Origin of the sequence: Mycolicibacterium psychrotolerans (assembly GCF_010729305.1) — a bacterium.
Classification (GTDB): domain Bacteria; phylum Actinomycetota; class Actinomycetes; order Mycobacteriales; family Mycobacteriaceae; genus Mycobacterium; species Mycobacterium psychrotolerans.
The window spans coordinates 4799824-4824173 of sequence record NZ_AP022574.1 but is presented as its reverse complement, the minus strand read 5'-3'; the positions used below and the strand labels follow the sequence as shown (position 1 = coordinate 4824173).

The window sequence follows — 24350 nt, the reverse complement described above, 5'->3', positions numbered from 1 at the left end:
ACCGCTCGGCGGGATTCGCGCCGGAGGTGTCGCGCGCGACCGTAAGCGCGGAGTCCAGAATGGCTGCGCTCGTCGGCGAAAGCCGAACCGCCGAGGAGGCTTTCGTCACACGCGCGAGGTAGTCCTCGACCGGGATCGGAGCCGTCGCGGCATAGTCGTCGGGGAGCAGCACGTCGCCCGCGGTCGTGTTCACATACACGCCCCAGCGGTGATAGCCGCGCAACCCCGCCGGATCGGCGGCGAGCACCGCGGCGTAGTCGTTGATCGCGCGCACGTACTGCAGTGAGTTGTTGTACCGGTAGAGCGCGTGGTCCCGGTCCCGGGCGAAGCCGTTGGCGGAGAGATAGCGCCCGGCGGCCATGATGGCGTCGCGCGGGGCGAGGATGTCGCCGCCTGCGCCGTAGGCCGCGAACGTCGACGGCATGAACTGCATCGGGCCCTGGGCGCCGGCAGTGCTGACCCCGGCGACCCTGCCGAAAGCAGTCTCGACGAAATTGATGGCGGCCAGCACGTTCCAGCTCACCCCGAACGCCGCTTCGGCCTCCCGGTAGTAGCCCATCAGCTCGTCGGCGGGTCGCGGCGCGACGATGCGCCACGCCGGCAGCGTCGCCCTCGGCCGGGCCATCGCGGCGAGCTGGCGTCGGGCGTCGATGTTGTGGTCGTACACGGCGAGCAGGTCGGGCGGGATCCGCGGGCGGGCGATCGCGTCCCACTCGGGGTGCCGGCCGAGCAGGCGGTAGGCCGCCTGCTGACGATGGGCGGCAGCGCTCAGGACCGCGTCGGGGGTCGCGGGGTCCCGCAGTGTCCGCTCGTCGGTCGCGAGGTCGTCGGCCAGGCGTGCCGGATCGGTCGCCAGTGGCCGGGGCGCGAGCCCCTCCGCGGTCGGGGGCGCCGCCGCGCTCGGCGAGGCGGTGCTGGTCGGAGCCGCCGGCCTGTTCGCCTCCGAGCAGCCGGTCGCTACCAGCACGCAGGCCACCACCAGCGCAGACACGGCCTGCCGAACCCGGCGGGAGCGGACACCTCGGCTCATCGGCACGGCGGGCTCCTTCCCTTCGGGGGCGAGTCGATCGACAGTCGCAGTATCGTCGACACCGGCGATCATGCGACGGTATCCGTCCGTCGGTTTCCGGCCACGGCGCGGTGGCAATACGGGGCAGGGAAAGTCGCCGATGAGGAGGAGATGCATGTCGGAGTTGGAGGTCACCGACGACGAGGGACACGAGTCGGTCGAGCCCACCTACGCCGAGCACCTTCATCCGGCGCGGCCCCGCACGCTGAGGTTCCGTCCCCGGGTCAAGACGCCGTTCGTGCGGCGATCGGTCGCCCAGGACGGCCCGGCGAACGGCACCAATCCCGCGTATGTCGAGTGGTTGCGGGCCCAGTCGATGCTGGCCGACGCCAACGAGATCAGCGCGCAGTTCTCGGGGCAGGGCTCGATGTGGCAGAACCCGTACGCCACGCCGAACCCGCGAGGGGCGGTCGACACCGCCTCGGTGTGGTTCACCGCCTACCCGCTGTCGCTGATCACCCGTCCCGACGAGTCCTTCCTCAAGGCGATGGCCAGCGAGGACATGTGGAAGGCGTTCTCCGAGATCGGCATCGAGGCGGTGCACACCGGCCCGGTCAAGCGGGCCGGCGGGATCTCCGGCTGGCAGTACACGCCCAGCGTCGACGGACACTTCGACCGGATCGGCACCCAGATCGATCCGGCGTTCGGCACCGAGGACGAGTTCCGGCAGATGTGTGCGACGGCGGCCTGGTACGGCGGCACCATCATCGACGACATCGTGCCCGGCCACACCGGCAAGGGCGCCGACTTCCGGCTGGCCGAGATGAAGTACGCCGACTATCCGGGCATCTACCACATGGTCGAGATCGACCCGCGCGACTGGCACGAACTGCCCGCCGTGCCCCCGGGTACGGATTCGATCAACATCGACGCCGCGACAGAGGAATGGCTCGACAAGGCCGGATACATCATCGGGCGGCTCCAGCGCGTGATCTTCTACGCCGAGGGCGTCAAGGAGACCAACTGGAGCGTCACCCGCCCGGTCACCGGCGTCGACGGCGTCGAGCGGCGCTGGGTGTACCTGCACTACTTCAAGGACGGGCAACCCTCGATCAACTGGCTCGATCCCTCGTTCGCCGGCATGCGGCTGGTCATCGGTGATGCCCTGCACTCGCTGGCCGACCTGGGCACCGGCGCCCTGCGGCTGGACGCCAACGGCTTCCTGGGCGTGGAAAAGGCTGCGTCGGAGGGTAATTCGGCGTGGTCCGAGGGGCATCCGCTCTCCGAGGCGGCCAACCACCTGATCGCGAGCATGGTGCGCAAGGTCGGCGGCTTCACCTTCCAGGAACTGAACCTCACCATCGACGACATCCGCCAGATCGGCGAAGCCGGTGCAGATCTGTCCTACGACTTCGTGAACCGGCCTGCCTACCATCACGCGCTGGCCACCGGGGATACCGAGTTCCTGCGGCTCACGCTGCGCACCACCCTCGAATTGGGCGTCGATCCGGCCTCGCTCGTGCACGCTCTGCAGAACCACGACGAGCTCACCTACGAGTTGCTGCACTGGGAGAACGGTCACCGCGACGACGTCTACAGCTACAAGGGCGTCGAGGTCACCGGCGAACAGATCGCCGCCAGTGTGCGCAGCGATCTGGTCGAAAACCTGACGGGGCCGGACGCACCGTACAACCGCGTGTTCACCACCAACGGAATCGCCTGTACCACAGCGTCCGTCGTCGCCGCGGCGCTCGGCGTCAAGAAGCTGGCCGACATCGACGACGTCGATCCGATCAGGCGTGCGCACCTGCTGCTCGCGATGTTCAACGCGCTGCAGCCGGGCGTCTTCGCGCTCTCGGGCTGGGATCTGTGCGGGATGCTCACGCTGCCGATCTCGGAGGTGGCCGAACTGGTCGCCGAGGGGGACACCCGGTGGATCAACCGGGGCGCGCACGACCTGATGGGCATCAACCCGAATGCCAAGCAGTCCACCGCCGGCATGCCGGTGGGACGCAACCTGTACGGCTCCATCCCCGAGCAGCTCGCCGACGAGACGAGCTTCATCCGCCAGCTACAGGCGATCCTGAAGGTGCGGTCGCACTACGGGGTCGCGACCAGCCGGCAGCTCGACATCCCCGAGGTGTCGCACCGGGGCATGCTGGTCCTGGTCCACGAACTCGACGGGCACGGGCGCTTTCAGCTGACGGTGCTGAACTTCGCCCAGGAGCACATCGCGGGCAGCGTGCGCTCGGAGCATCTCCCGCCCGGCGCGGTGGTGTCGGACATGTTCAGCGGCAACGAGATCGCGACCGTCGACGACCTGCACAGCTTCGCGGTCGACATGGTGTCGCTGCACGGGATGTCACTGCTGGTGGAGGCGCCGCCGCCGGCAGAATGAGCGCCGATCGCTGACGCGGACGTAAACCCGCCGGATAACGGGTAGCCACCCCGTTATGACCGTCATCGGATTCCATTGCTCGCACGAGCAGATCGATCCCGCACAGCTCCTGCGCGACGTCCAACTGGCCGAACAGTCCGGCTTCACCGCGGGGATGTCCTCTGACCACTTCAGTCCGTGGAGCGAACGACAGGCCGAGTCGGGCTTCGCGTGGGCGTTTCTCGGGGCGGCGCTGGCGACGACCCGGATGCCGTTCGGCGTCGTGAATGCGCCCGGCCAGCGCTATCACCCCGCGATCATCGCCCAGGCGATCGCGACGCTGGCTCAGATGTTCCCGGGCCGGTTCTGGGCGGCCCTGGGCTCGGGTGAGGCGTCCAACGAGCGGGTCACCGGTGAGGTCTGGCCGCGCAAGGAGGTTCGCGATCGCCGGCTCGTGGAGTGCGTCGAGGTGATCCGGCGGCTGCTGCGCGGCGAGGAGGTCACCCACGACGGTCTCGTCCACGTCAACCGAGCGCGCCTGTGGACGTTGCCGGATACCGTGCCCGACCTGGTCGGCCCGGCGGTGACCCCGCACACCGCAACCCGGCACGCCGCGTGGGCGGACGGTCTGATCACGGTCAACCAGCCGGGCGACAAGCCCCGCCGGGTCCTCGACGCCTACCGAGAAGCGGGAGGCCGGGGCCCCGCCCGGCTTCAGATCCACCTCAGCTGGGCGCCGACCGACGACGAGGCGCTGGCCATCGCGCACGACCAGTGGCGCAACAACGTCTTCGCCCCGCCGGTCTGCTGGGACACCGAGACCGTCGAAGCCTTCGACGTCATCGGCGAAGCGGTGAGCCCCGAGCGGGTCGCCGAGTCGGTGCGTGTCTCGAGTGATCTGCACCAGCACGCCGAATGGCTCCAGCACGACATCGATCAGGGATGGGATGAGTTGTACCTGCATTTCGTGGGCCGACACCAGGCCCCGTTCATCGATGCGTTCGGGCAGCACGTCTTGTCGCAGTTGTCGCCCACCGCGCCGCAACCGGCGACGGCGTCGGCATGAGGACCATCGAGACGGGCGACCTGTGGTGGAAGAACGCCGTCTTCTACTGCGCCGACATCGAGACCTTCTACGACTGGAACGGTGACGGTTGTGGCGACATCCGGGGGATGACCGAGCGCATCGAGTACCTCTTCGATCTCGGAGTGACCTGCCTGTGGCTGATGCCTTTCTATCCGACCGCCCGCAAGGACGACGGCTACGACATCACGGATTTCTTCGGGGTCGACCCCCGCCTCGGTAATCTCGGCGACTTCGTCGAACTCGTCCGCACGGCCCGGTCCACCGGAATCCGCGTCGTCGTCGACTTCGTCATGAACCACACCTCAGATGCGCACCCCTGGTTCAAATCCGCTCGACGCAGCAAGGACGACCCGTATCGCGACTACTACGTCTGGAGCTCCACCGAGCCGGCGTCGAGTGCGAAGGACGTCGTCTTCCCGGACCAGGAGGACAGTATCTGGGAACTCGAGCCCAGAACCAACGAGTGGTACCTGCACCACTTCTACAAGCATCAGCCTGACCTGAACATCGCCAATCCTCGTGTTCAGGAGGAGATTTCGCGCACCCTGGGGTTCTGGCTCGCGCTCGGGGTCTCCGGATTCCGGGTCGATGCGGTGCCGTTCCTGTTCGCCGACGACGGTGCGCCGGGAGACCCGGGCGTCTTCGATCCCACCCGATACCTGGGTGACGTACGCAATTTCGTCACCCGGCGCCTCGGCGACGCCGTGCTCCTCGGTGAGGTCAACGTCCCTTACCGGGAGCAGAAGAAGTTCTTCGGCGGGGCTGACGGAGACGGTTTGAACATGCAGTTCGATTTCATCGGAATGCAGAACATCTTCCTCTCCCTCGCCCGCGGCGACGCCCGGCCGATCGCCAAGGCGTTGCGCCAGCGTCCGGTCCTCGACATCACCAGCCAGTGGGCCAATTTCGTGCGCAATCACGATGAGCTGACCCTCGACAAGCTCACCGACAGTGAGCGCAGGGAAGTCTTCGACGCGTTCGGTCCCGACCCCGACATGCAACTCTTCGGCCGGGGCCTTCGGCGCCGGCTTCCGTCGATGCTCGGTGGGGACGAACGGCGGATGCGCATGGCGTACTCGCTGGCATTCTCCCTGCCGGGGACACCGGTGTTGTTCTACGGCGAGGAGATCGGGATGGCCGAGAACCTCGACATCCCGGGGCGATTCGCGGTACGGACACCGATGCAGTGGACGGGTGGCGACAACGGCGGCTTCTCCCGCGCGCCTCGTCGACGGCTGCCCCGCCCGCTACCCGACGGGCTCTACGGCCCCGACCGTGTCAACGTCGCCGATCAGCGTCACGACCACGGCTCCTTCTGGTGGTTCATCCGCGACCTCATCTACACCTACCGCCAGCAGCCCGAGATCGGCTGGGCGACGGTAGAGGTGGTCAAGCAGCCGCACCGGGCGGTGCTCGCCCACGTGTGCCGGGAGGAGTCCGGCTGGTTGATGCTCGCCCTGCACAACTTCGGGGCCGAGGCCGCCATCGTGCCGATAGCCCTCGACGACCTGCAGCCCGGCTGTGTCCTCGTCGATCTGCTGGACGGCCTCTCCGAGCATTCGCTCGACGCCAAGGGAGAGATCGACCTCCAGTTGGACGCCTACGGTTATCGGTGGCTCCGGCTGCGTCGGCCCGGCGACGACCCGATCATCTGAGCGGACTGGACTCACCGAAGCGCTCGGCGTAGGGGGCGAACCGCCGGATCAGGTCCTGTTCCTCGACGCCGAACATCTCGCAGGAGGTGACCACCCTTCCGAACCGGTTGCGTTGGTGGGCAACCTGATAGGCGTCGATGGCCGCACGCGCCTCGTCGGTCATCGGTTCGCCCGCGAGCGCGTACACCTGCTCGGCGGTCCCCACCTGGTCGGCCATGAAATCGTCGAACCGGATGTCGGTCGACCGTTCGGGTCCGATGAGGTCGCGGTCGCGGATCAGAGTTGCCAGCATGAGCTCGAGCCGGTCGACCCATGCGGCAGCGATCGCGCGAACCGGTGGCGCCGCGCTGTACATCCGTGCCGCGTAGACAACCATCGCCAGCATCGACAGCACCACCGGCACCGGATCGCGATGGGTGCACACCACCACCACGCCGGGAAACACCCGGTCCAGCACCGGCAACTGCTCGAGGTGCTGGGGTGACTTGAGGAGCCAGCGGCGTCCACCGCGCAGGAACTGCATGGCCTTGAGCTGGGTGCGCAGGTACTCGTAATGCGGCGTCTGATCCGACCGCATGTAGTGGTCCCGCCAGGCCGGCACGTGCGCCAGCGTCTCCATCAGCATCGAGGAGAAGTCGTTGGCCAGCAGCTGGATCTCCTCGTGCACGTGATCGGTGGTCATCTCGTGCATGCTGCGGAAGTGGGGGATCAGCAGGTCCATCATCGACACCGCCAGCTCCATCCTGGCCCGCCGCGGATCGGGCTCGATGCCGTCTTCGGCGGGCAGTGGGAACGGTTCCACGCTCTCCCAGTACTGCATCGTGCGGAACGTCGGTCCCGCGGCGAGCATGTTGTGCAGGTGCGTGGTCCCGGTGCGCGGCAATCCGGCGATCACCACCGGCGGCGCCAGTTCGATGTCCTCGATCTCGGGATGGCGCCGCAGGAGATCGGTGAGCAGCAACCGGTTCTTCAGCCACTGCGAGAGCTGGCTGAAGAAGTTCACCCGGCCGGGAGCGTGCATGTCGTCGAGCTCGGTGAGCGCGCCGAGGTAGATGTCGAGCCGTTCGCGGTAGTCGTCGGCGCCGAAGTCGTCCAGCCCGGTGGCCTGCCGGGCCGCGGCGTGCAGCGCGTCGGAGGTCAGGGGACATTCGGCGGCCATCGACGCCATCATCTCCCGAACCTGTTGGGCCGCAACGCTGTACTGTGGCGCGGCCAGATCGTCGAGCACGATGACATCGCCTGCGGTTTCGGTCACAGCCACTTATGTTACTCTGAGTCACGTAATGGCGACAGACCTTGGCCGGCCACGCAGCCGGCAGATCGACGAGGCCGTGCTGACGGCCACGGCCGAACTGATCGGCGAAGTGCCCTATGCCGAGCTGTCGGTGGGTGCCATCGCCCGGCGCGCCGGCACCAGCAAGCCTGCGATCTACCGGCGCTGGCCCAGCAAGGCACACCTGGTGCACGAGGCGGTGTTCCCGATTGGGGAGGCGACGCAGATCCCGTCGACCGGGTCGCTGGCCGGTGACATCCGCGAGATGGTGCGACGCGTCGCGGCGATCCTCGCGCCCGCTCGCGCCGCGCTGCCCGGGCTGATCGGTGAGATGGCCGCCGACCCCACCCTGCACGCCGCACTGCTCGAGAGATTCGGCGACGTCATCACCAGCGGACTCGGCGACTTCCTGCGCGACGCGGTCGCGCGCGGCGAGGTGCGACCGGACGTGTCCGCCGGCGAGTTGGCCGAGGCCGTCGCCGGAATCACGCTGGTGTCGCTGCTGACTCGGGGCGCGGCCCCGGGCGACGACTGGCTGGATCGCGCCGCGACCCTGATCATGAGAGGAATCAGCACGTGACTGATGACCACCACGACAGCGAATCCGGCTCGGCCTGGCGGGAATTGGTCGAGACGCTCGGCAGGCTCGACCGAAGCTTCACCGAGGGCGACCGCGCGGTCGTCGACGATCGGAACCTCGCCGACGGATATCGGATGCTGGCGACCACTCTCGGCGTCGCGTTCGACACCTATCTGTTCGCCGAGCCCAGCCGGCCGCAGTTCATCGAACTGAACACCCCTTTCCGGCGCGACCGCCGCTGGGGCGGGGACAACACCGACGCGTGGTACCACCTGTGCCCGGTCGACGAGCGCCGCCGCTATCGCATCAGCGGCAATCGCGGTGACAGCGTGTACTTCTCGGTGACCGCCTACAACGAGCCCGCCCCGGGCAGCTGGTCGGACCGCGTGGTGCGCATTGTCAACGACAGCGACCTGGACAGCGCGGGAAGCATCGACGCCGCCGGCGACTTCTCCTTCGAGATCGGGCCGCTGCCGGGCATGGCGGTGCTGGTGACGCGCGACTATCAAGTCGATCCGGTGGCGGGCCGGCCGGTGCGCTGGCAGATCGAGGCACTCGACGACCCGGAGCCGATCCGCCACGGTGACCAGGAGACGGCGGCGGCGCTGAGGGCGTGTGCGGCCTGGCTGCGCACCATGTTCGCGATCGTGCCGCTTGCGGTCGGGGCGCGCGTCGACGACGCCCATGCGCTCGGGCACGAGGTCACCCAGGTGGCCAACGAGTTCGGGGAGCCCTATCAGGTGCCGGACGGCAACTTCGGCTGGTCGGCCCGCGACGCCTGCTATTCGTACGGCAGTTTCGTTCTCGGCGATGACGAAGCACTCGTCGTCACCCACCGCCCCCCGCAGTGCCGGTTCTGGAACATGGTGGTGTGGAACCAGTTCATGGGCGGGCACATCGTGACCGACGCGAGGGTGTCCGTCAACGGTCACACCGCGGTGCCCAACAGCGACGGATCGGTGACGATCGTCATCGCGAAAGGGCCTACTGCACATCCGAATTCGGTCTCGACGGTCGACTACCCGCGGGGCAACTTCGCGTTTCGGTGGTTCCATGCCGACAACGTGCCGGCGCGACCGGACACGGCGCTGGTAGCGCTGGCCGAGGCGCCGACCGCGGTGTTCTGAGCGACGCTCAGGTCAGCGGCGCGGTCAGTTCGATGTTGATGTCGTCGGGATCCTGGAATGACAGGATCGCGATCCCCGCGTCTTCGAGCACGGTGATGGCACCGTGGTCGATGCCGGCGTCCTCGAGCGCCGCCTGGGCGGCCGTCAGGTCGGACCTGCTCGCGACGGCGAAGCTGACGTGGTCGAGTCCCGTGTGCAGGGGGTCGAAGCCGCCGCTGCCCCCGGGTCGCAGGCCGAACAGGGTGCCCTGCGGCGTCTGGTAGACCGCACCGCCGAAGAACCGCTCCGGTGATTCCGCGACACCCGGATCATCGGCCATGGACGACGCGTCGACGACCAGGGGCCACCCGAACACCGTGTCGTAGAACTTCTTGGATCGCACGATGTCGGTGACGGTGATGCGGACGTGGGCGAAACCCGTGCTGTTGACCAGAGCCATGCCCCCATCGGTACCCGGTTGGACGCCGATTCCCGCGCGACAGGCCCCGTGTTCATCGAATCGTCATGCGCCGCCGGTCAGCAGCGAGAAGAACCGGTGCGAGGGATCGTCGGTACCCGGGCTTCCCGTCGCGGTGCCACGGGTGATCGGGTGGCTCAGATCGGTGGCCGACGGGTCGTTGACCCGCGCCCAGTCGGTCACGATGCTCCGCGCGCTGAATCTCCACTCGCCGTCGCGTTTTTCGTACGTGTCGAGGTAGCGGCCGCCGACTACGACGTCGACGTCGCGATCGCCCGCGTCGAGGGTGTGCGTCGCCAGCATGTAGATCTCCCCTTCGGCGACGTTGCCGTCGACGGCGAAGTTCATCGTGGTCACGTGGTGTTGCATGGACCGCAGGTACGGGCGCGCGGCCATGATCTGCGTGACGAGATCGGCGGCCGAGCCGGCCGAGAATCCGCTGTGCGCGTCGGTGGCGTCCGGGTGGTAGAGGCCGCGCAGGGCCGCCGCGTCACCGCGGTCGACCGCGCGGCAGTAGCGGTGCACGAGCCTGCGCAGCGCGAACTCGTCGAGCATCTCCTGGAGCACCGGGTCGGTCATCGTCTCACCGTAAGCGGCTCAGTCCTGCACCGCCTTGGCGATCGCCAGGTAGCGGGTCACCGCAGCGGCATCCACGCCGGAGTCGGTGGCGAACTGGACCATCCTCACCACGACCCACGCGCGGGCCCGGTCCTCGTCGAGGCCGGCGGCGTCGACGAGCGTCCAGAAGCGGTGCCGCACACCGTCGCGGACGTGCCCGGCGTAGTCGTCCCAGCGGTGCAGCAGCATCGGGGACAGTTCGTCGTGCGGATCACCGTTGACCGGGCGCGCGTCGACGGCCAGCCAGGGTTCCCGATCGGCGGCGCGCACCGAGGAGAAGTGCAGGTCGCCGTGCAGCACCACCTCCGATGCGTCGTCGGTCAGGTCGCGCGTCAGCGCCAGGGCCTGCTCGGTCAAGCGGCGCGGCACCGGCACGCTGAGATCGAGACCGCGCAGTCGGTCCGCCCAGCGTCGCAAAGCCTCTGTGGCCGAGGGTAATTGGGGCAGCGCGGGAACGTGCAGGCGGGCGTAGAGTCCCGCGACGATCTCGCACGCCTCGGTGTCGGGCAGCGCGCCGAGTGTCGTCGGCGTCACCCGTTCGGTGAGGAGCGCCCGCTCGTGCGGGTCGGCGCGCAGCAGCCGCACCGCACCGTTGCCGCCCCACCGGCGCAGCACCAGGTGCTCGGAGTCCGATGCACCGATCTTGAGCAGTGCCGGCGTCCCGTCCGCCGTCCGTACCGGCAGGGTCAGCGCGTCGGCGGTGCGCTCGACCGGTCCGTCGGCGCGCAACCGCCACTGCCCGAGCCGGTGCTGCGCCAGTGCGGTCGGATCGGGCCCGGCGGTCAAGACGCGCTACGGGGTGGCCGGAGTGTGCTTGGCCTGTTGCTCGGCGGCGTGGTCCTCGATCGCCTTACCGATCGCGTGGGCGGCGCGGTCGACGAATTCGCGTCCGCTGTCGGTGACCCAGTCGCGCGACGCGGCAGGGGCGGCGAGCGCTCCGGTGAAGTGCGGGATCACGTACTGCGCGAACAGTTCGTAACTGCGCAGCTTCGCCGCAGGCGGCGCCCAGTCGTGGTCGAAGAGCAGGAAGGCGCCGAAACCGCCGTCACTCGCCTCGACGAGTTCTTCGATCTTGGCGACCGCGTCCTCGGGTGTGCCGATCACCGCGAAGCCCGACTCCCGGTTGTTGGCGATGATCTCCTCGACGGTGTCGCCCTGCACCGGCCCTGCGGGCAGGATGTGGCTGAAATAGCGGGAGAACTCCGCGATGCCGTAAGCGACGTCCCGCTCGGCCTGCTCCCGGGTGTCGGCCAGGTGCATCGGGCCGACGAGCCGCCACTTGGACCGGTCGGCGACATGGCTGTGCTCGAGGGCCACCTCCTCCCAGGTCTTCCAGTGTTGTGCCAACAGGTCCATGCCCTGCCTTGCGGTCGCGGCGATCGACAGCATGCCGATGCCGTGCCGCCCCGCGCCGCGCGGGCCGGTCGGCGAGAACGACGCCGCGACCGCGACGTCGAAACACGGATCGCTGTAGGGCTTCAACTGCAGTCGCGCGTCCTGCAACGTGAACCCGTCGGTGTGCATGGTGACGGTCTCGCCGCGCAGCAGCCGCATGATGGCGTCGAGGCTCTGCTCCATGCGGGGGCGCTGCTCGTCGGCCGGGATGCCGAGCATGTGCGCGTCGGAGGTGAGCTGGCCCGGTCCGCACCCCAGCATCACCCGGCCGCGGGTCAGGTGGTCAAGCAGCACCATACGATCCGCGAGCATCAGCGGGTGGTGGTAGGGCAGCGAGCTGGCCCCGGTGCCCAGCTTGATGTGCTTGGTCCGCTCCGCCGCGACGCCGATGAACACCTCGGGTGAGGCGATGATCTCGAAGCCGGCCGAGTGGTGCTCGCCGATCCACGCCTCGTGGAATCCGAGCCGATCCATCGCCACGACGAGGTCGAGATCCCGTTCGATGGCCAGGGTCGGATTCTGTCCGGTGGGGTGAAACGGTGCCATGAAGTTCCCGAAGCGCATGCGCTCATTCTGGCCTCCGCGGCGGCTCGGGGCCTAGAAGTCCGCGCAACGGGTACAGATTCCGGCGGACCGGCCTGTCATGGGCCCGAGAGAGGACACCGCATGTCTCACACGTCTTCGGAGACCGGCACCGCGTGGGCCGTCGACACCGCCGCGCCGACCAAGCTCGCCCGGTCGATCACCGGGCCGCTGTTGTTCCTGTTCATTCTCGGCGACGTGCTGGGCGCGGGGATCTACGCACTGATGGGGGTGCTGTCCGACGAGGTCGGCGGCGTGCTCTGGGCGCCTCTGGTGATCGCCTTGCTGATGGCTCTGCTGACCGCGGGCTCGTACGCCGAGTTGGTGACGAAGTATCCGCGCGCTGGGGGAGCGGCGGTCTTCGCCGATCGCGCCTTCGGCAAGCCCCTGCTGTCGTTCCTGGTGGGTTTCTCGATGCTCGCCGCCGGCGTGACCAGCGCCGCCGGACTGGCGCTCGCGTTCTCCGGTGACTACCTCGCGACGTTCGTCGACGTGCCCGTCGTCCCCGCTGCGCTGGTGTTCCTGGTGCTGGTGGCGTGTCTGAACGCCCGGGGGATCAGCGAGTCGCTGAAGACGAACGTGGTGATGACGGTCATCGAGCTGTCCGGTCTGCTGATCGTGATCGCCGTGGTGGCCGTCATGCTCGGCCGGGGCGACGGCGACGTCGGCCGCGTCGTCGAGTTCCCCGACGGGTCGCCCCCGGCGCTTGCGATCCTGGGCGGCGCGATCATCGCGTACTACTCGTTCGTCGGTTTCGAGACGTCGGCCAACGTGGTCGAGGAGATCAAGGATCCGAGCCGGGTGTACCCGCGGGCCCTGTTCGGCGCGCTGATCACTGCCGGAGTGATGTACGCCCTGGTCGGTCTCGCGAGCGCCATCGCGCTGCCCCCCGAGGAACTGTCGGAGTCGACGGGCCCGCTGCTGGCCGTCGTCGGCGCGTCCGGCGCCGGCATCCCGGACTGGGTCTTCAGCCTTATCGCGCTGATCGCCGTCGCCAACGGCGCACTGCTCACGATGATCATGTCGAGCCGGCTGACGTACGGCATGGCCGAGCAGGGCCTGCTGCCGGGTGTGCTGACCCGGGTGCTGCCCAACCGCCGCACCCCGTGGGTGGCGATCGTCGCCACCACGGTGGTCGCGATGATGCTGACCCTCGTCGGCGATCTGTCGACGCTGGCCCAGACGGTGGTGCTGCTGCTGTTGTTCGTCTTCCTGTCCACCAACGTCGCGGTGCTGGTGCTGCGCCGCGACCACGTCGGGCATCCGCATTTCCGGGTGTGGACGTTCGTCCCGGTCCTCGGTGTCGCGTCGTGCGTGCTGCTGTTGACCCAGCAGAGTGCGACGGTGTGGCTGTTCGCCGGTGTGCTGCTGGTGGTCGGTGTCGTGCTGTATGTGGTGGCGCGCACGGTGGCCCGTCGCCGCAGCGGTAACCGGACCGGAGATTGATGAGCGACATGCTGTAGGGCGCCCTACCGCTTGGTCGCCGTCACCAGCAGATACTCGGCGGGGTAGGCGGTGCGGTCCGATTCAGTCGCGGTGTCAGCCTGTTCGAGCAGGGCGAGGAAGTCCGCGTCTAGGGCGGCCGACCGCTCGGGATCGCTTTCGTTGAAGCGGTACGTCGCGATGGTGGGGCCGTAGTTGGCTTTCCAGTACTCACGGAACTCGAGCGGGGTGGCGCAGCGGTCCATCACCACCGTCTCGCGGCGCAGCGTCAGGTCGGTGACGGAGTCGCCGAACAACTCGCGGACATGGCCCTCGTCGCCCCACAGCGGTGCGGGGCTCCCTCCGGGTGGAGGCGGGGGAGCGTACGGCTTCATGGTCGCGAACAATCGGCCGATGAAACCGTCGGCCGTCCAGTTGATCATCCCGATCGTCCCGCCGGGCCGGACCACCCGGACGATCTCCTCGGCCGTCACGCGGTGGTGTGGTGCGAACATCGCCCCGACGCAGGACATCACGACATCGAACTCGTCGTCCGCGAAGGGCAGCGCCTCGACGTCCGCCTCCACCCAGTCGAGTTGGACCCCGCGCTGCGCGGCGAGCGCACGGCCGGCGTCGAACAACTCCGGCGTCAGATCGCTGGCGGTGACCGTCGCCCCGGTCGCCGCGGCCGGGATCGCGGCGTTGCCGGTGCCCGCGGCGAGATCGAGCACACGCTGCCCGGTCCGCACGCCGCACGCCTCGACCAGCCGCGCGCCCAGGCCGGGAATGAGGTCCGCCGCGACGGCGGGATAGTCCCCCGAGGCCCACAGCGCCCGGTGCTTGGCTTTCAACGCTCGTGCCGCGTCCTGTTCGGCCGGCGACACCGTCGTCGCATCACCCATCGGTCCACTCCTCCATCACCGGCCGGGCCTGGGTGCCCGGCTCCCTCGATGGTCGGCCGCCGGCGCGGCGCCGTCATCGGTAGTGACTACCTATGTCGAACGGACCGGCTACCTGAGGATCCCGGTCTCGCGCGCACGGCGCACCGCATCGCGCCGTCTCGTCACGTCGAGCTTGGTCAGGATTGCCGAGACGTGATGGTCGACGGTCTTGACCGACAGGAACAGTCGATCGGCCAGTTCGGCATTGGTCAGACCGTCGGCGAGCAGACGCAGCACGTCGACCTGGCGGCTGGTCAGCCCGGCAGGGTTGCCGAGGGTGGTCGCACGCCGGGGGCCGGGAATCGCGGCGGCCCCTGCCGCACGCAGATCCGAGCGCACCTTCGCGGCCACCTTGTCCGCGCCTAGCCGGTCGAAGACGTCGAGAGCCCTGCGTGTCGACGCGGCGACACCCGCATCCAAGAGGGCGAGCGCCGCGTCATACGGCGCCGACAGGCGTTCGAAGGCTTCGGCCGCCGCGTCGAACCGGCCGTCGAGCAGCAGCGCGTAGGGTTCGGCCGCTCCCGCTATGCTCGGGTCGGGAGGGTGCGCGCCGAGGCGATACCACCACGCCGCCAGTTCGCCGCGTGCCCACTCGAGGCCGCTGACCGGAGCGGTCGCGAGCAGCGAGGGGCAGTGTTCCAGACGCGGGTCGTGCACACCGGTCAGCCACGTCCGCTCGGCGAGCGCGCATGCGGCGGGCAGCATTCGGATCATCTCGCCGAACCGGCATGCCAGCTCCCAGGCTTCGTCGATGTCGCCGGTGTCGGCGCCGGTGCGGCGCAGTGTGACGATGCCGCGGATCAGCAGTGGCCAGACCCGCGCCAGCGGAGCGCTGGGACTGTCCAGCACCACATCGGCGTCGGTCAGCGCGGCATCCCAGTCGCCGACCAGCAGACCCCACCTGCTGCGGGATCCGAGTTGCACCATCCGGCAGATCGGCAGGTCGTGTTCGACCATCAGCGGGATGCTCTCGTCGAGCAGATCCCCGGCCGGTCCGAGCCGGCGCTGTTCGACGTCGAAGTAGGTGAGGTTGGTGTAGCCGCTCGAGTACGTCTCGTCGATGTGCCGCGGCGCCGACGCCAGCACCGCCAGCAGCCGGTGCCGGGCGTCGCTGTCGCCGTGCAGGATTGCGCAGTAGTGCTCGATCAACTCGACCCGCACCGAAAGGTCCGCGTCGCCGGTGGCGGTCACGATCTCGCGGGCGCGCGCCAGGGTGTGTTGCGCATCGTCGATGTGGCTGGCCTGTACGGCCAGGAAGGCCTGCATCGCCAGCGCGTGTCCGAGTTGCACCTGCTCCTGCGAATCGCCTTGAACAGCAATGTTTTCCAGTGCGGCAACCGCGTCGCCGGCATGCCTGTCGGCCGCCACGCGATTGCCGCTGTACCACTCGTAGACCGCCAGCGCGTGGTGGTTCGCGCTCACCCCGACCGACGACCCCATCGCGCGGCGCAACAGCATCGCCCTCCGGCAGGCGTTGATGGCGTCGGCCAGCCGGTCGGTCAGGTAGTACTCCGCGGCGAGCAGCTCGAGCAATCCGGCTTCGGTCGCGTCGCCGTGCAGCCCCCCGTGCCGCAGCGCGATCTGGAAGAACTCGCACGCCTGGGTGTGCGCGCCGGCGCGCGCGGCGGCTCTGCCCGCCTCGGCGGCCGCCGTGGCGACCAGCGTCGTGTCACCGGCGCCGAGTGCGTGGTGGGTGAGCACCGCGGGATCTCGGCTCACCGCATCGTCGAGGACGTCGATGAACTTGCGGTGCAAGCCGGGTTCGGCGCCCGGGGGGATCACGCTGGAGATCGCGCGCCGACACAGGTCGTGACGGAACGCGACGCCGCGGGCGTCCCGGCGGATCAGCTTCGCCTGATGCAGCGCGCGCAGCGCGGGCAGCGTGACACCCAGGCCGACCAGCAGCCGGTCGCCGATGGCGCCCGGTGCACAGGTCAGCAGATGCAGCAGATCCCAGGCAGTGGCGTCCAGATCGGCGGTCCGGGCCAGAATCGCGTCGCGCACCGTCGTCGGCAGATCGGCGCCGTCCGAGCAGTCGTGGTCGAGCATCTCGCACACGAAGAACGCGTTGCCGCCGGTGATGCGGTGCAGCCAGACGGGGTCGACGTCGCGGTCCGCCACCAGCGTGGCGATGACGTCGACGGTCAGCGGGGGCACGGTGAGCGACTGCGCGTGCGGGGAACGTGCGACGTCACCGAGCAGACCGCGTAACGGGTGGGTGACGCCGAGCTCGTCGTCGCGCAGGATCCCGATCGTCAGCAGGGAGGACTGCGCGGCGCGGCGCAGCAGGAACCGGCACAGGTCGAGGGTGCCCTGATCGGCCCACTGCAGATCGTCGAGCACGAGCACCGACGGCTGGCTGCGCAGGTCGCCGAACACCGACACGAAGATGTCGTAGGGCTGGGTGCTCTCGACGAGCTGCTGACGCGTGGTCGCTGACAAGCCGTGCGCGAGATCGAGCAGCGGTCCCAGTGGCCGCGGGGTGGACAGGGGGTCGCAGGCGCCCCACAGCACCCGGGTGCCGTCGGCGAGCCCGCGCACGAACTCCTCGACGAAGGTGGTCTTGCCCGCGCCGGATTCTCCGCACACCATGACCGCCCCGCCCCGGCCCGCCCGGGCCCCGGCCGCCATGGCCGCGAGCTGGTCCAGTTCGCGCTCGCGTCCGGTGAGCGTCACCGGTCGATCGTATCGACTAGAGGGGCGCGTCACCAGGGAAAACGGCAGGGCAAGGGCGCCCCGCGACACAGAGATGGGGAGTTCTTACCGATGACGGACCGCGGGCGCAGCGGCCAGTGTGAATCGTGTCCGGCGCTGCCGGGCATCAGTGGTCATGAACAGGAGAAGCCATGCCGAGATTCCTCATCGAGCGACAGATCCCCGGCGCGTCGGAGCTGACCGAAGCGCAGTTGGCGGAGATCGCCTGCACGTCCAACGCCGCAGTGGATTCACTCGGGGTGCCGTATCGCTGGATCACCAGCTACGTCGCCGGCGACAAGATCTACTGCATCCACGAGGCCGACGACGAGGAGGCCATCCGCGAGCATGCGCGTCGCGGCGGGTTCCCGGCCGACCTCGTCGTGCCGGTCGCGGACGAGTTCGGGCCGCACAGCGCCGACGCGGCGGCGAACCGACCGGGTAGCCCCGCCACGGCGTGACCGGGCCGGGATCCGGTGTGGCGCCCCGCCGTAACCTCTGAACACGTTTGCGCGCGGCCGCGGGGTGGAATAATGCTGCAATGCCGGATCCCGCCCCTGCGTCCGCCCCCGAGGAGGATCCGCCGTACGCCGCCGGGGATCTGCGCGCCGGCGGATTCCGCTTCTGGTTCGTCGGCCAGCGGTGGGAGTGGTCCGACGAGCTCGCCCGCATGCACGGCTATGAGCCCGGCACCGTGGTCCCCACCACCGAGTTGCTGCTGTCCCACAAGCATCCGGAGGACCGGCGCCACGTCCAGGAGCTGCTCGACCATGCTCTGCACGTCGGCGGCTCGTTCTCCAGCAGGCACCGATTCGTCGACACCCATGGCGCCGAGCACAACGTCATCGTCCTGGCCGACCGGATGTACGACAGTGGCGGTGCGGTGGTCGGCACCGAGGGCTTTTACGTCGACCTGACCGAGACCCTCGACAACGCCCGCCGAGCGGCGCTCGACGAGTCGCTTCCCGATCTGTTCGAGGCCCGGGCCGCGATCGAACAGGCCAAGGGCGCACTGATGCTGGTGTACGGTGTCGACGCCGACCAGGCGTTCAAACTGCTGCTCTGGCGTTCGCAGCAGACCAACACCAAACTGCGGGCGCTGGCCGCCCAACTCGTCGCCGAACTGGCCGGCATCGAGGTGAGCGGGCATTCCTTGCGCCGTCAGTTCGACCATGTGATGCTCACGGTTCACGAGCGCGTCGGCTCCCGCACCGAGCGCTCGTGAGGTCGGTGTTGGCGGTGGTACCGCGGGTCGCGTATACGAGGGTGTGTGGGGCAGCTGGACGTCGTGCAGGAAGTTGACGGTGGCGCGGTGGTGGTGTGCGTCCGGGGAGAAGTCGATTCGAACACCGTCGACCGGCTCGTCGACGCACTCGACGGTGGGCTGCAGGCGAGCGCGTCGGCGCCGGTGCGGGCCTTGGTCATCGAGCTGGCCGACGTGACGTACTTCGGCAGCGCCGGCCTGAACGCCGTACTCGGTTGCTATGAGCGCGGACTCGCCGAGGGCATCGCGGTGCGGGTGGTGGCCACCAATCCCGAGGTGGTCCGGCCTATCGAAGTCACCAAGCTGGACACGGTGCTGCGTCCCTATCCGTCCGTCGCGGATGCGCTCGCAGCAGACGTCGGTCCGTCGTGACGGGCCCCGACGACATCGGGATTTTCGCACCCGGCGGCGAGGTCGGCCGCGACCTCGCCCGGGTCGACTGGGCGGCCACCCCTCTCGGCACGCCCGACCGCTGGGCACAGAGCCTGCAGACCGCCGTGAGCATCCTGCTGTCGTCGCGCTTCTCGATGTGGATGGCGTGGGGACCGGATCTGACGTTCTTCTGTAACGAGGCGTACCGCCGGGACACGTTGGGCCGCAAGTATCCCTGGGCGCTGGGCCGTCCGGCGCGCGAGGTCTGGGCGGAGATCTGGCCCGACGTCCATCCGCGCATCGAGCATGTGATGACGACCGGCGACGCGACTTGGGACGCCTCGCTGCTGCTGTTCCTCGAGCGTTCGGGGTACCTGGAGGAGACCTACCACACGTTCTCTTACAGCCCGCTGCGCGATGACACCGGCGACGTGGTCGGAATGCTGTGCGTCGTCAGCGAGGACACCGTGCGCGTGATCGGCGAGCGGCAGATGGCGACGCTGCGGGACCTGGGTTCGGACCCCACCGTGGCCCGAACCGAGACCGAGATCCTGGCCTTCGCCGACCGGCAATTGGGCCAGAACCAGCGCGACCTGCCGTTCACGTTGACATATCTGTTCGAAAAGGACGGCAGCGCAAGGCTGGTCGGCATGAGCGGTGTCGGCGCGAACCATCCGGCCGCCCCAGCGGTGATCGGCGCCGGGGGCGGTATCTGGCCGGCCGCCGAACCTGCCGCGGGGGAGACGGTGGTCGTCGACCTCGGCTCCTTCCCGCCGATGCCGACAGGAAAGTGGCGGGACCCGCCGGCGCAGGCGCTCGTGACACCGCTGCTGCAACAGGCCGGGGCGCCACTGGGATTCCTGGTCGCCGGGCTGAACCGCTACCGCCCGCTCGACGACGTGTACCGCGGCTTCGTCAGTCTGGTGGCCGGCCACATCGCCGCGGGTGTGAGCCTGGCCCGCAGCTACCGGGCCCAGCAGCGGCGGGCCGAGGAACTCGCCGAACTCGACCGCGCGAAGACCACGTTCTTCTCCAACATCAGCCATGAGTTCCGTACCCCGCTGACGCTTATCCTGGACCCCGTCGCCGAACTGCGGCGCCGCGACGGCCTCGACCCCGCCACCCGCGCTGAGCTTGATGTCGTGTGGCGCAACGGTTTACGGCTCACCAAGCTGGTCAACACGCTGCTCGACTTCTCCCGCATCGAAGCGGGTCGCACTCAGGCCAACTATGCGCCGGTCGACATCGGTTTCCTCACCGCGGAACTCGCCAGCGTGTTCCGGTCCGCCGTCGAGCGGGCCGGCCTGACCTACACCGTGGACTGCCGGCCGCAGGACGAGCCGGTCTATGTGGACACGGACATGTGGGAGAAGGTGATCTTCAACCTGCTGTCCAATGCGTTGAAGTTCACGTTCGAGGGCACCATCTCCGTGCGCGTTCGCCGCGACGGCGAGGACGCCGTGATCGTGGTGTCCGACACCGGGATCGGAGTGGCCGCCGACGAGATCCCCCGACTGTTCGAGCGCTTCCACCGCATCGAGAACGTGGCGGCCCGGTCCCACGAGGGCAGCGGCATCGGCCTGGCGTTGGTGAAGGAACTGATCGAACTGCACGGCGGCACCATCGACGTCGACAGCGCGCACGGTTCCGGTACCACCTTCACCATCCGGCTGCCGTTCGGCACCGCACATCTGCCTCCCGACGCCATCGCCTCGACGCTCAGCCACCGCATCGCAAACGGTGCCAACGCCTACGTGGAGGAGGCGCTGCGCTGGACCCCGACCGATGATGTCGAAAAGCCCGCTCTCACAACGGCGTCAACGTCTTCCCCGGCGACGGCGACGAGTTCCGGAGCGCCGATCCGGGTGCTGGTGGCCGACGACAACGCCGACATGCGGGACTACCTGACCAGGCTGCTGCGCTCCGACGGTTATCAGGTCGACGCGGTCACCGACGGACGGAAGGCTCTCGACGCCATTCGCGCCAACCCGCCGGAGATGGTGGTCAGCGACGTGATGATGCCCGGCCTCGATGGGCTGGCGCTGGTGAGCGCGCTACGCGCCGACCGACGCACCGCCGCGGTGCCGGTGCTGTTGCTGTCCGCCCGCGCCGGTCAGGAGGCCTCGATCAGCGGCCTGCAGGCCGGCGCCGACGACTACCTGGTGAAACCGTTCGCCGCGGCCGAGTTGCTCGCCCGGGTCCGTGCGAATGTCGAACTGGCCCGGCTGCGTGACCATCACGCACGGTGGCGTACGGCACTGGTGGATTCGCTGCAGGAAGCGTTCTTCGTGTGCGACGAGAGCGGCGCCGTCGTCGAGATCAACGGAGCGTTCACCGACATCCTCGGTTTCGACGCCTCCGGTCTGCCCTATGAACCGATGTACCCGTGGTGGCCGGCGGCCGACACCGACGCCGACGCGCACCGGGAGGTCACCGAGGCGTTCGGCAGCCTGATGGATCAGCCGCACGGCACGATCGTCGAGGTTCCGGTCACCCACCGGGACGGGCACCGGTTGTGGGTCACGGCCACGTTCACCCACGCCGAGGATCCCGGCACCGGCCGCGAAGTCGTGGTCGGCACGATGCGCGACGTCTCGGCCGAGCACTATGTGGTGCAACGGGAGACCGCGCTGGCCTCGCTCAGTGATGCTCTGGCACAAGCGGATACGCTCGACGACGCGGTGCTGGCCGCCGCTGAGCAGCTGCGCGCGGTGTGGCATGCCCGTCGGGTGCTGGCCGTCACGATGCCGGCCGACGATTCCGGTGCGGGAGGCCGGACACCGACGCCGGAGGTCGTGTGCGTGGGGGAGGCCGTCGCGGGCTGGGACGATCTGTCGCCCCGCTCCCGCCGGGCGATCACCGCACTGCGCGACGACGATCTGCTCGACCCGGCGACATCGGAACCGGGGGCGGCCGGGGTGGCCCTGCGGCACCCCCGCGGTGTGCTGGTGATGTACATCGAGCTGTTCGAGCAGCGCCGCTTCACCTCCGAGGACCACACGCTGCTCACGGTGCTCGCGGGCAGGCTCGGACAGGGGCTGCAGCGCGTGCACCAGATCGACCAGCAGCGGGAGACGGCCCTGGCGCTGCAGCACGCGATCCTCGGTCCGGCGCTCTCGACCGGGTTCGCGGTGCGCTACCAGCCCGCCACCCGGCCGCTGCAGGTCGGCGGGGACTGGTACGACGTGGTCGACCTCGACGACGGCCGGATCGGGTTGATCGTGGGGGACTGCGTCGGACACGGCCTCGCCGCCGCCACCGTGATGGGGCAGCTTCGCAGCGCGTGCCGGGCGCTGCTGCTCGAGCACCCCAGCCCGGCGGCGGCACTGTCTGCACTCGACCGGTTCGCGGCGCGGCTGCCCGGTGCGCGCTGCACCACGGTGTTCTGCGCCATGCTCACCCCGGGGACCGGGGAGCTGGTGTATTCCTGTGCGGGGCACCCCCCGCCCATCCTGGTGCTGGCCGACCACACCACCCAACTTCTCGACGACGCCCGCTCGACGCCGCTGGCGGTCAGGTTCGCCGACAGCCGACCCGAAACGCGCGTCACGATGCCGCCCCGCGCGACCCTGTTGCTCTACACCGACGGTCTGGTGGAGCGACGTCGCGAGTCGATCGACGACGGCATCGCCCGGGCCACCGGCGTCGTCGGAGAGAACCGGGCGACCGCGCTCGACGAACTGGCCGACGTGATCATGGCGCGGCTGACGCCGGATGGCGGCTACGACGACGACGTGGCCCTGCTGCTCTACCGTCAGCCCGCGCCGCTCGAACTCGAATTCCCCGCGGACGTCACCGAATTGGCGGGCAGTCGGACCGCGCTGCGCGGCTGGCTGGGCAGCGCCGGCGTCGGCGCCGAGCAGACCCTCGACGTGTTGATCGCCGCCGGCGAGGCGCTCGCGAACGCGATCGAACACGGCCACCGCGACCACCCGGGCGGGACGGTGCGGTTGCAGGCCACCGCGTTCGCCGACGATCTGCACGTGACCGTCATCGACACCGGGACCTGGAAGGCGCCGGCTGACGCGCCTGCGCTGCACCGCGGACGGGGCCTCGGGCTGATGCGGGCGCTGATGCAGGATGTCACCATCGACTCCCAGGCGACCGGCACCACGGTGCACATGCAGACGAGGATTGGATGATGGCGACTTCGCTGCGGCTGCGCACCGACCGTCGGGATGACGGCACCGTGGTGCTGACGGCAGTCGGCGAGCTCGACCTGAGCAACATCGCCGAGTTCACCGGGGCGATCAGCGCAGCGGTGCGCGACCGTGTCGACGGCACGGCGCTGCAGGTCGATCTCAGCAGCGTCGACTACCTCGACAGCGCTGCGATCAACGTGCTGTTCGAGCATGCCGACGCCATCGACGTGGTCGCCAATCCCATCCTGATGTCGGTGCTCACGGTCAGCGGCCTCACCAACGTGGTCACGGTGAAGCCTGCAGGCTCCGACTAGTCACCCCGGCGGGCGCGTGCCCGTCGCTTGCCCTCGTGCATTGCCGACACCCGGGCGACCGGGATGGTCCTGCCGTGGGCGATCAACTCCTCGGGCAGTCGCTGCGGCGCCGGCATCGCCTCGGCCCACGGGTCGCGCCCGTCGAGCAGGGCGACCGCCGTCTTGACCGTGAAGTCGGCCGGCGTCACCTGCTCCAGGTCCGACCAGGCGACGGGGAACGACACCGGCGTGCCCGGCCGCAGCCGGGGGCTGTAGGCGGCCGCCACCGTCGCCCCGCCGGCGCGCGTGGCGTCGACGAAGACCTTGCCGGCGCGGTCGGCGACGATGAACGCGGTCGTGGCGATCGAGGGGTCCAGCGCCTCAGCGCGGGCGGCGAGTGCGCGCGTCGCCGCGGCGACATCGTCGACCGGGGCGCTGTCGTCGATCGGCACGAAGATGTGCAGGCCGCGCGATCCGCTGGTCTTGACGGCCCCCGCCAAACCGGCGTCCCGCAGCGCCTGCCGTACCAGCCCGGCGACGGCGACCACCGCGGCGAAATCCTCGCCGGTGGGCGGGTCGAGGTCCAGGATCAGGTGCGTCGGCCGGTAGATCTCCTCGGCCAGGCCCAGGGCCGGGTGGTACTCGACGGCACGCTGGTTGGCCAGCCACAGCAGGGTGCGCCGGTCGTCGCAGATGGCGTAACGGATCTCGCGGTGCGACGACTCCGCCCAGATCGCCACGGTGCGCACCCAGTCGGGCGTGTACTTCGGCACGTTCTTCTGCATGAAGGGCGCCCGGCCGCGCAACACGCGCAGCACCGTCAGCGGCCGCCCGGTCAGCACTGGCAGGATCCGGTCGGCGACGGCGTCCAGATAGTCGACGAGATCGCGCTTGGTGGCACCGGCGTCGCTCGCCAGCGGTTGATCGAGGTGGGTCAGCTCGACCCCGGCGCGCTCCTCCCCGGCCATCCGTCCAGCCTACGGAGCCGACGGCGATCCGGGTTGCGGCCTGCGCCGAGCCAGAACGCGTCGGTTACGGCGGCCGCGCGGGGACCTGAGGAAT

19 protein-coding genes and 1 pseudogene are annotated in these 24350 nt (G+C 69.3%); 11 read left to right on the top strand and 9 right to left on the bottom strand.

What is annotated here, in order from left to right; translation table 11 throughout:
• Positions 1-112: 112 nt before the first annotated feature.
• Positions 113-1030, bottom strand: a pseudogene (locus G6N45_RS28130) (lytic murein transglycosylase); the annotation flags it as partial.
• 154 nt (positions 1031-1184) lie between these two features.
• Between G6N45_RS28130 and treS the strand changes: the two are divergent.
• The 3 genes from treS to G6N45_RS23420 are packed head-to-tail and all read left to right on the top strand — an operon-like array spanning position 1185 to position 6128.
• A complete protein-coding gene (gene treS / locus G6N45_RS23430) occupies positions 1185-3407 on the top strand; it encodes a maltose alpha-D-glucosyltransferase (RefSeq protein ID WP_163725421.1) in 2223 nt (740 codons plus the stop codon).
• Between the two features lie 55 nt (positions 3408-3462).
• Positions 3463-4452: a TIGR03885 family FMN-dependent LLM class oxidoreductase gene (locus G6N45_RS23425; protein WP_163725418.1), complete on the top strand. Its 990-nt coding sequence runs from the start codon at positions 3463-3465 to the stop codon at positions 4450-4452.
• Positions 4449-6128 carry an alpha-amylase family protein gene (locus G6N45_RS23420; protein ID WP_163725416.1) on the top strand — a complete coding sequence of 560 codons (1680 nt, stop codon included), beginning with the start codon at positions 4449-4451 and terminating at the stop codon, positions 6126-6128. The genes G6N45_RS23425 and G6N45_RS23420 overlap by 4 nt, the downstream gene beginning before the upstream one ends.
• On the opposite strand, the gene G6N45_RS23415 is transcribed toward G6N45_RS23420, so the two are convergent.
• Entirely contained in the window at positions 6121-7299 is a 1179-nt protein-coding gene (locus G6N45_RS23415; protein WP_163728948.1) for a sulfotransferase family protein, read from the bottom strand. The genes G6N45_RS23420 and G6N45_RS23415 overlap by 8 nt on opposite strands.
• 112 nt (positions 7300-7411) lie before the next feature.
• On the opposite strand from G6N45_RS23415, the gene G6N45_RS23410 reads away from it, so the two are divergent.
• Positions 7412-7981, top strand: coding sequence for a TetR/AcrR family transcriptional regulator (locus G6N45_RS23410; RefSeq protein ID WP_163725413.1), 570 nt, complete (start codon positions 7412-7414; stop codon positions 7979-7981).
• Entirely contained in the window at positions 7978-9108 is a 1131-nt protein-coding gene (locus G6N45_RS23405; RefSeq protein ID WP_163725409.1) for a DUF1214 domain-containing protein, read from the top strand. The genes G6N45_RS23410 and G6N45_RS23405 overlap by 4 nt, the downstream gene beginning before the upstream one ends.
• A 7-nt stretch (positions 9109-9115) precedes the next feature.
• On the opposite strand, the gene G6N45_RS23400 is transcribed toward G6N45_RS23405, so the two are convergent.
• The 4 genes from G6N45_RS23400 to G6N45_RS23385 form a co-directional block, all read right to left on the bottom strand.
• Positions 9116-9547, bottom strand: coding sequence for a VOC family protein (locus G6N45_RS23400; RefSeq protein ID WP_163725406.1), 432 nt, complete (start codon positions 9545-9547; stop codon positions 9116-9118).
• Between the two features lie 63 nt (positions 9548-9610).
• Entirely contained in the window at positions 9611-10144 is a 534-nt protein-coding gene (locus G6N45_RS23395) for a nuclear transport factor 2 family protein (protein WP_163725400.1), read from the bottom strand.
• 18 nt (positions 10145-10162) lie between these two features.
• On the bottom strand, positions 10163-10969 hold the full coding sequence (locus tag G6N45_RS23390; RefSeq protein WP_163725397.1) for an aminoglycoside phosphotransferase family protein: 807 nt from the start codon (positions 10967-10969) through the stop codon (positions 10163-10165).
• 6 nt (positions 10970-10975) lie between these two features.
• Complete coding sequence (locus tag G6N45_RS23385) at positions 10976-12142, bottom strand: LLM class flavin-dependent oxidoreductase (protein ID WP_163725394.1); 1167 nt, start codon at positions 12140-12142, stop codon at positions 10976-10978.
• 102 nt (positions 12143-12244) lie between these two features.
• Here G6N45_RS23385 and G6N45_RS23380 point away from each other — a divergent pair, with 102 nt between their 5' ends.
• A complete protein-coding gene (locus G6N45_RS23380) occupies positions 12245-13606 on the top strand; it encodes an APC family permease (protein WP_163725391.1) in 1362 nt (453 codons plus the stop codon).
• Between the two features lie 23 nt (positions 13607-13629).
• Here G6N45_RS23380 and G6N45_RS23375 read toward each other — a convergent pair whose 3' ends face one another.
• Together G6N45_RS23375 and G6N45_RS23370 are read right to left on the bottom strand one after the other, a co-directional pair.
• Positions 13630-14484 (bottom strand): class I SAM-dependent methyltransferase, encoded by an 855-nt coding sequence (locus G6N45_RS23375; protein ID WP_163725388.1) that lies wholly within the window; start codon positions 14482-14484, stop codon positions 13630-13632.
• A gap of 108 nt (positions 14485-14592) precedes the next feature.
• Complete coding sequence (locus G6N45_RS23370; protein WP_163725385.1) at positions 14593-17199, bottom strand: helix-turn-helix transcriptional regulator; 2607 nt, start codon at positions 17197-17199, stop codon at positions 14593-14595.
• 170 nt (positions 17200-17369) lie between these two features.
• Here G6N45_RS23370 and G6N45_RS23365 point away from each other — a divergent pair, with 170 nt between their 5' ends.
• The 5 genes from G6N45_RS23365 to G6N45_RS23345 all read left to right on the top strand — a co-directional run bounded on the left by G6N45_RS23365 (position 17370) and on the right by G6N45_RS23345 (position 23309).
• Complete coding sequence (locus G6N45_RS23365; protein WP_057146543.1) at positions 17370-17678, top strand: DUF4242 domain-containing protein; 309 nt, start codon at positions 17370-17372, stop codon at positions 17676-17678.
• An 80-nt stretch (positions 17679-17758) separates the two neighbouring features.
• Positions 17759-18442, top strand: coding sequence for a PAS and ANTAR domain-containing protein (locus G6N45_RS23360; RefSeq protein WP_163725382.1), 684 nt, complete (start codon positions 17759-17761; stop codon positions 18440-18442).
• A 45-nt stretch (positions 18443-18487) separates the two neighbouring features.
• Positions 18488-18853, top strand: a complete 366-nt coding sequence (locus tag G6N45_RS23355) for an STAS domain-containing protein (protein ID WP_163725379.1) — start codon at positions 18488-18490, stop codon at positions 18851-18853.
• A complete protein-coding gene (locus tag G6N45_RS23350) occupies positions 18850-22995 on the top strand; it encodes a SpoIIE family protein phosphatase (RefSeq protein WP_163725376.1) in 4146 nt (1381 codons plus the stop codon). Before G6N45_RS23355 ends, G6N45_RS23350 begins: the two co-directional genes overlap by 4 nt.
• Positions 22995-23309 (top strand): STAS domain-containing protein, encoded by a 315-nt coding sequence (locus G6N45_RS23345; RefSeq protein ID WP_163725373.1) that lies wholly within the window; start codon positions 22995-22997, stop codon positions 23307-23309. The genes G6N45_RS23350 and G6N45_RS23345 overlap by 1 nt, the downstream gene beginning before the upstream one ends.
• Here G6N45_RS23345 and G6N45_RS23340 read toward each other — a convergent pair.
• Complete coding sequence (locus tag G6N45_RS23340; RefSeq protein WP_163725369.1) at positions 23306-24256, bottom strand: DNA polymerase domain-containing protein; 951 nt, start codon at positions 24254-24256, stop codon at positions 23306-23308. The two genes, G6N45_RS23345 and G6N45_RS23340, sit on opposite strands and share 4 nt — an antisense overlap.
• Between the last annotated feature and the right edge of the window lie 94 nt (positions 24257-24350).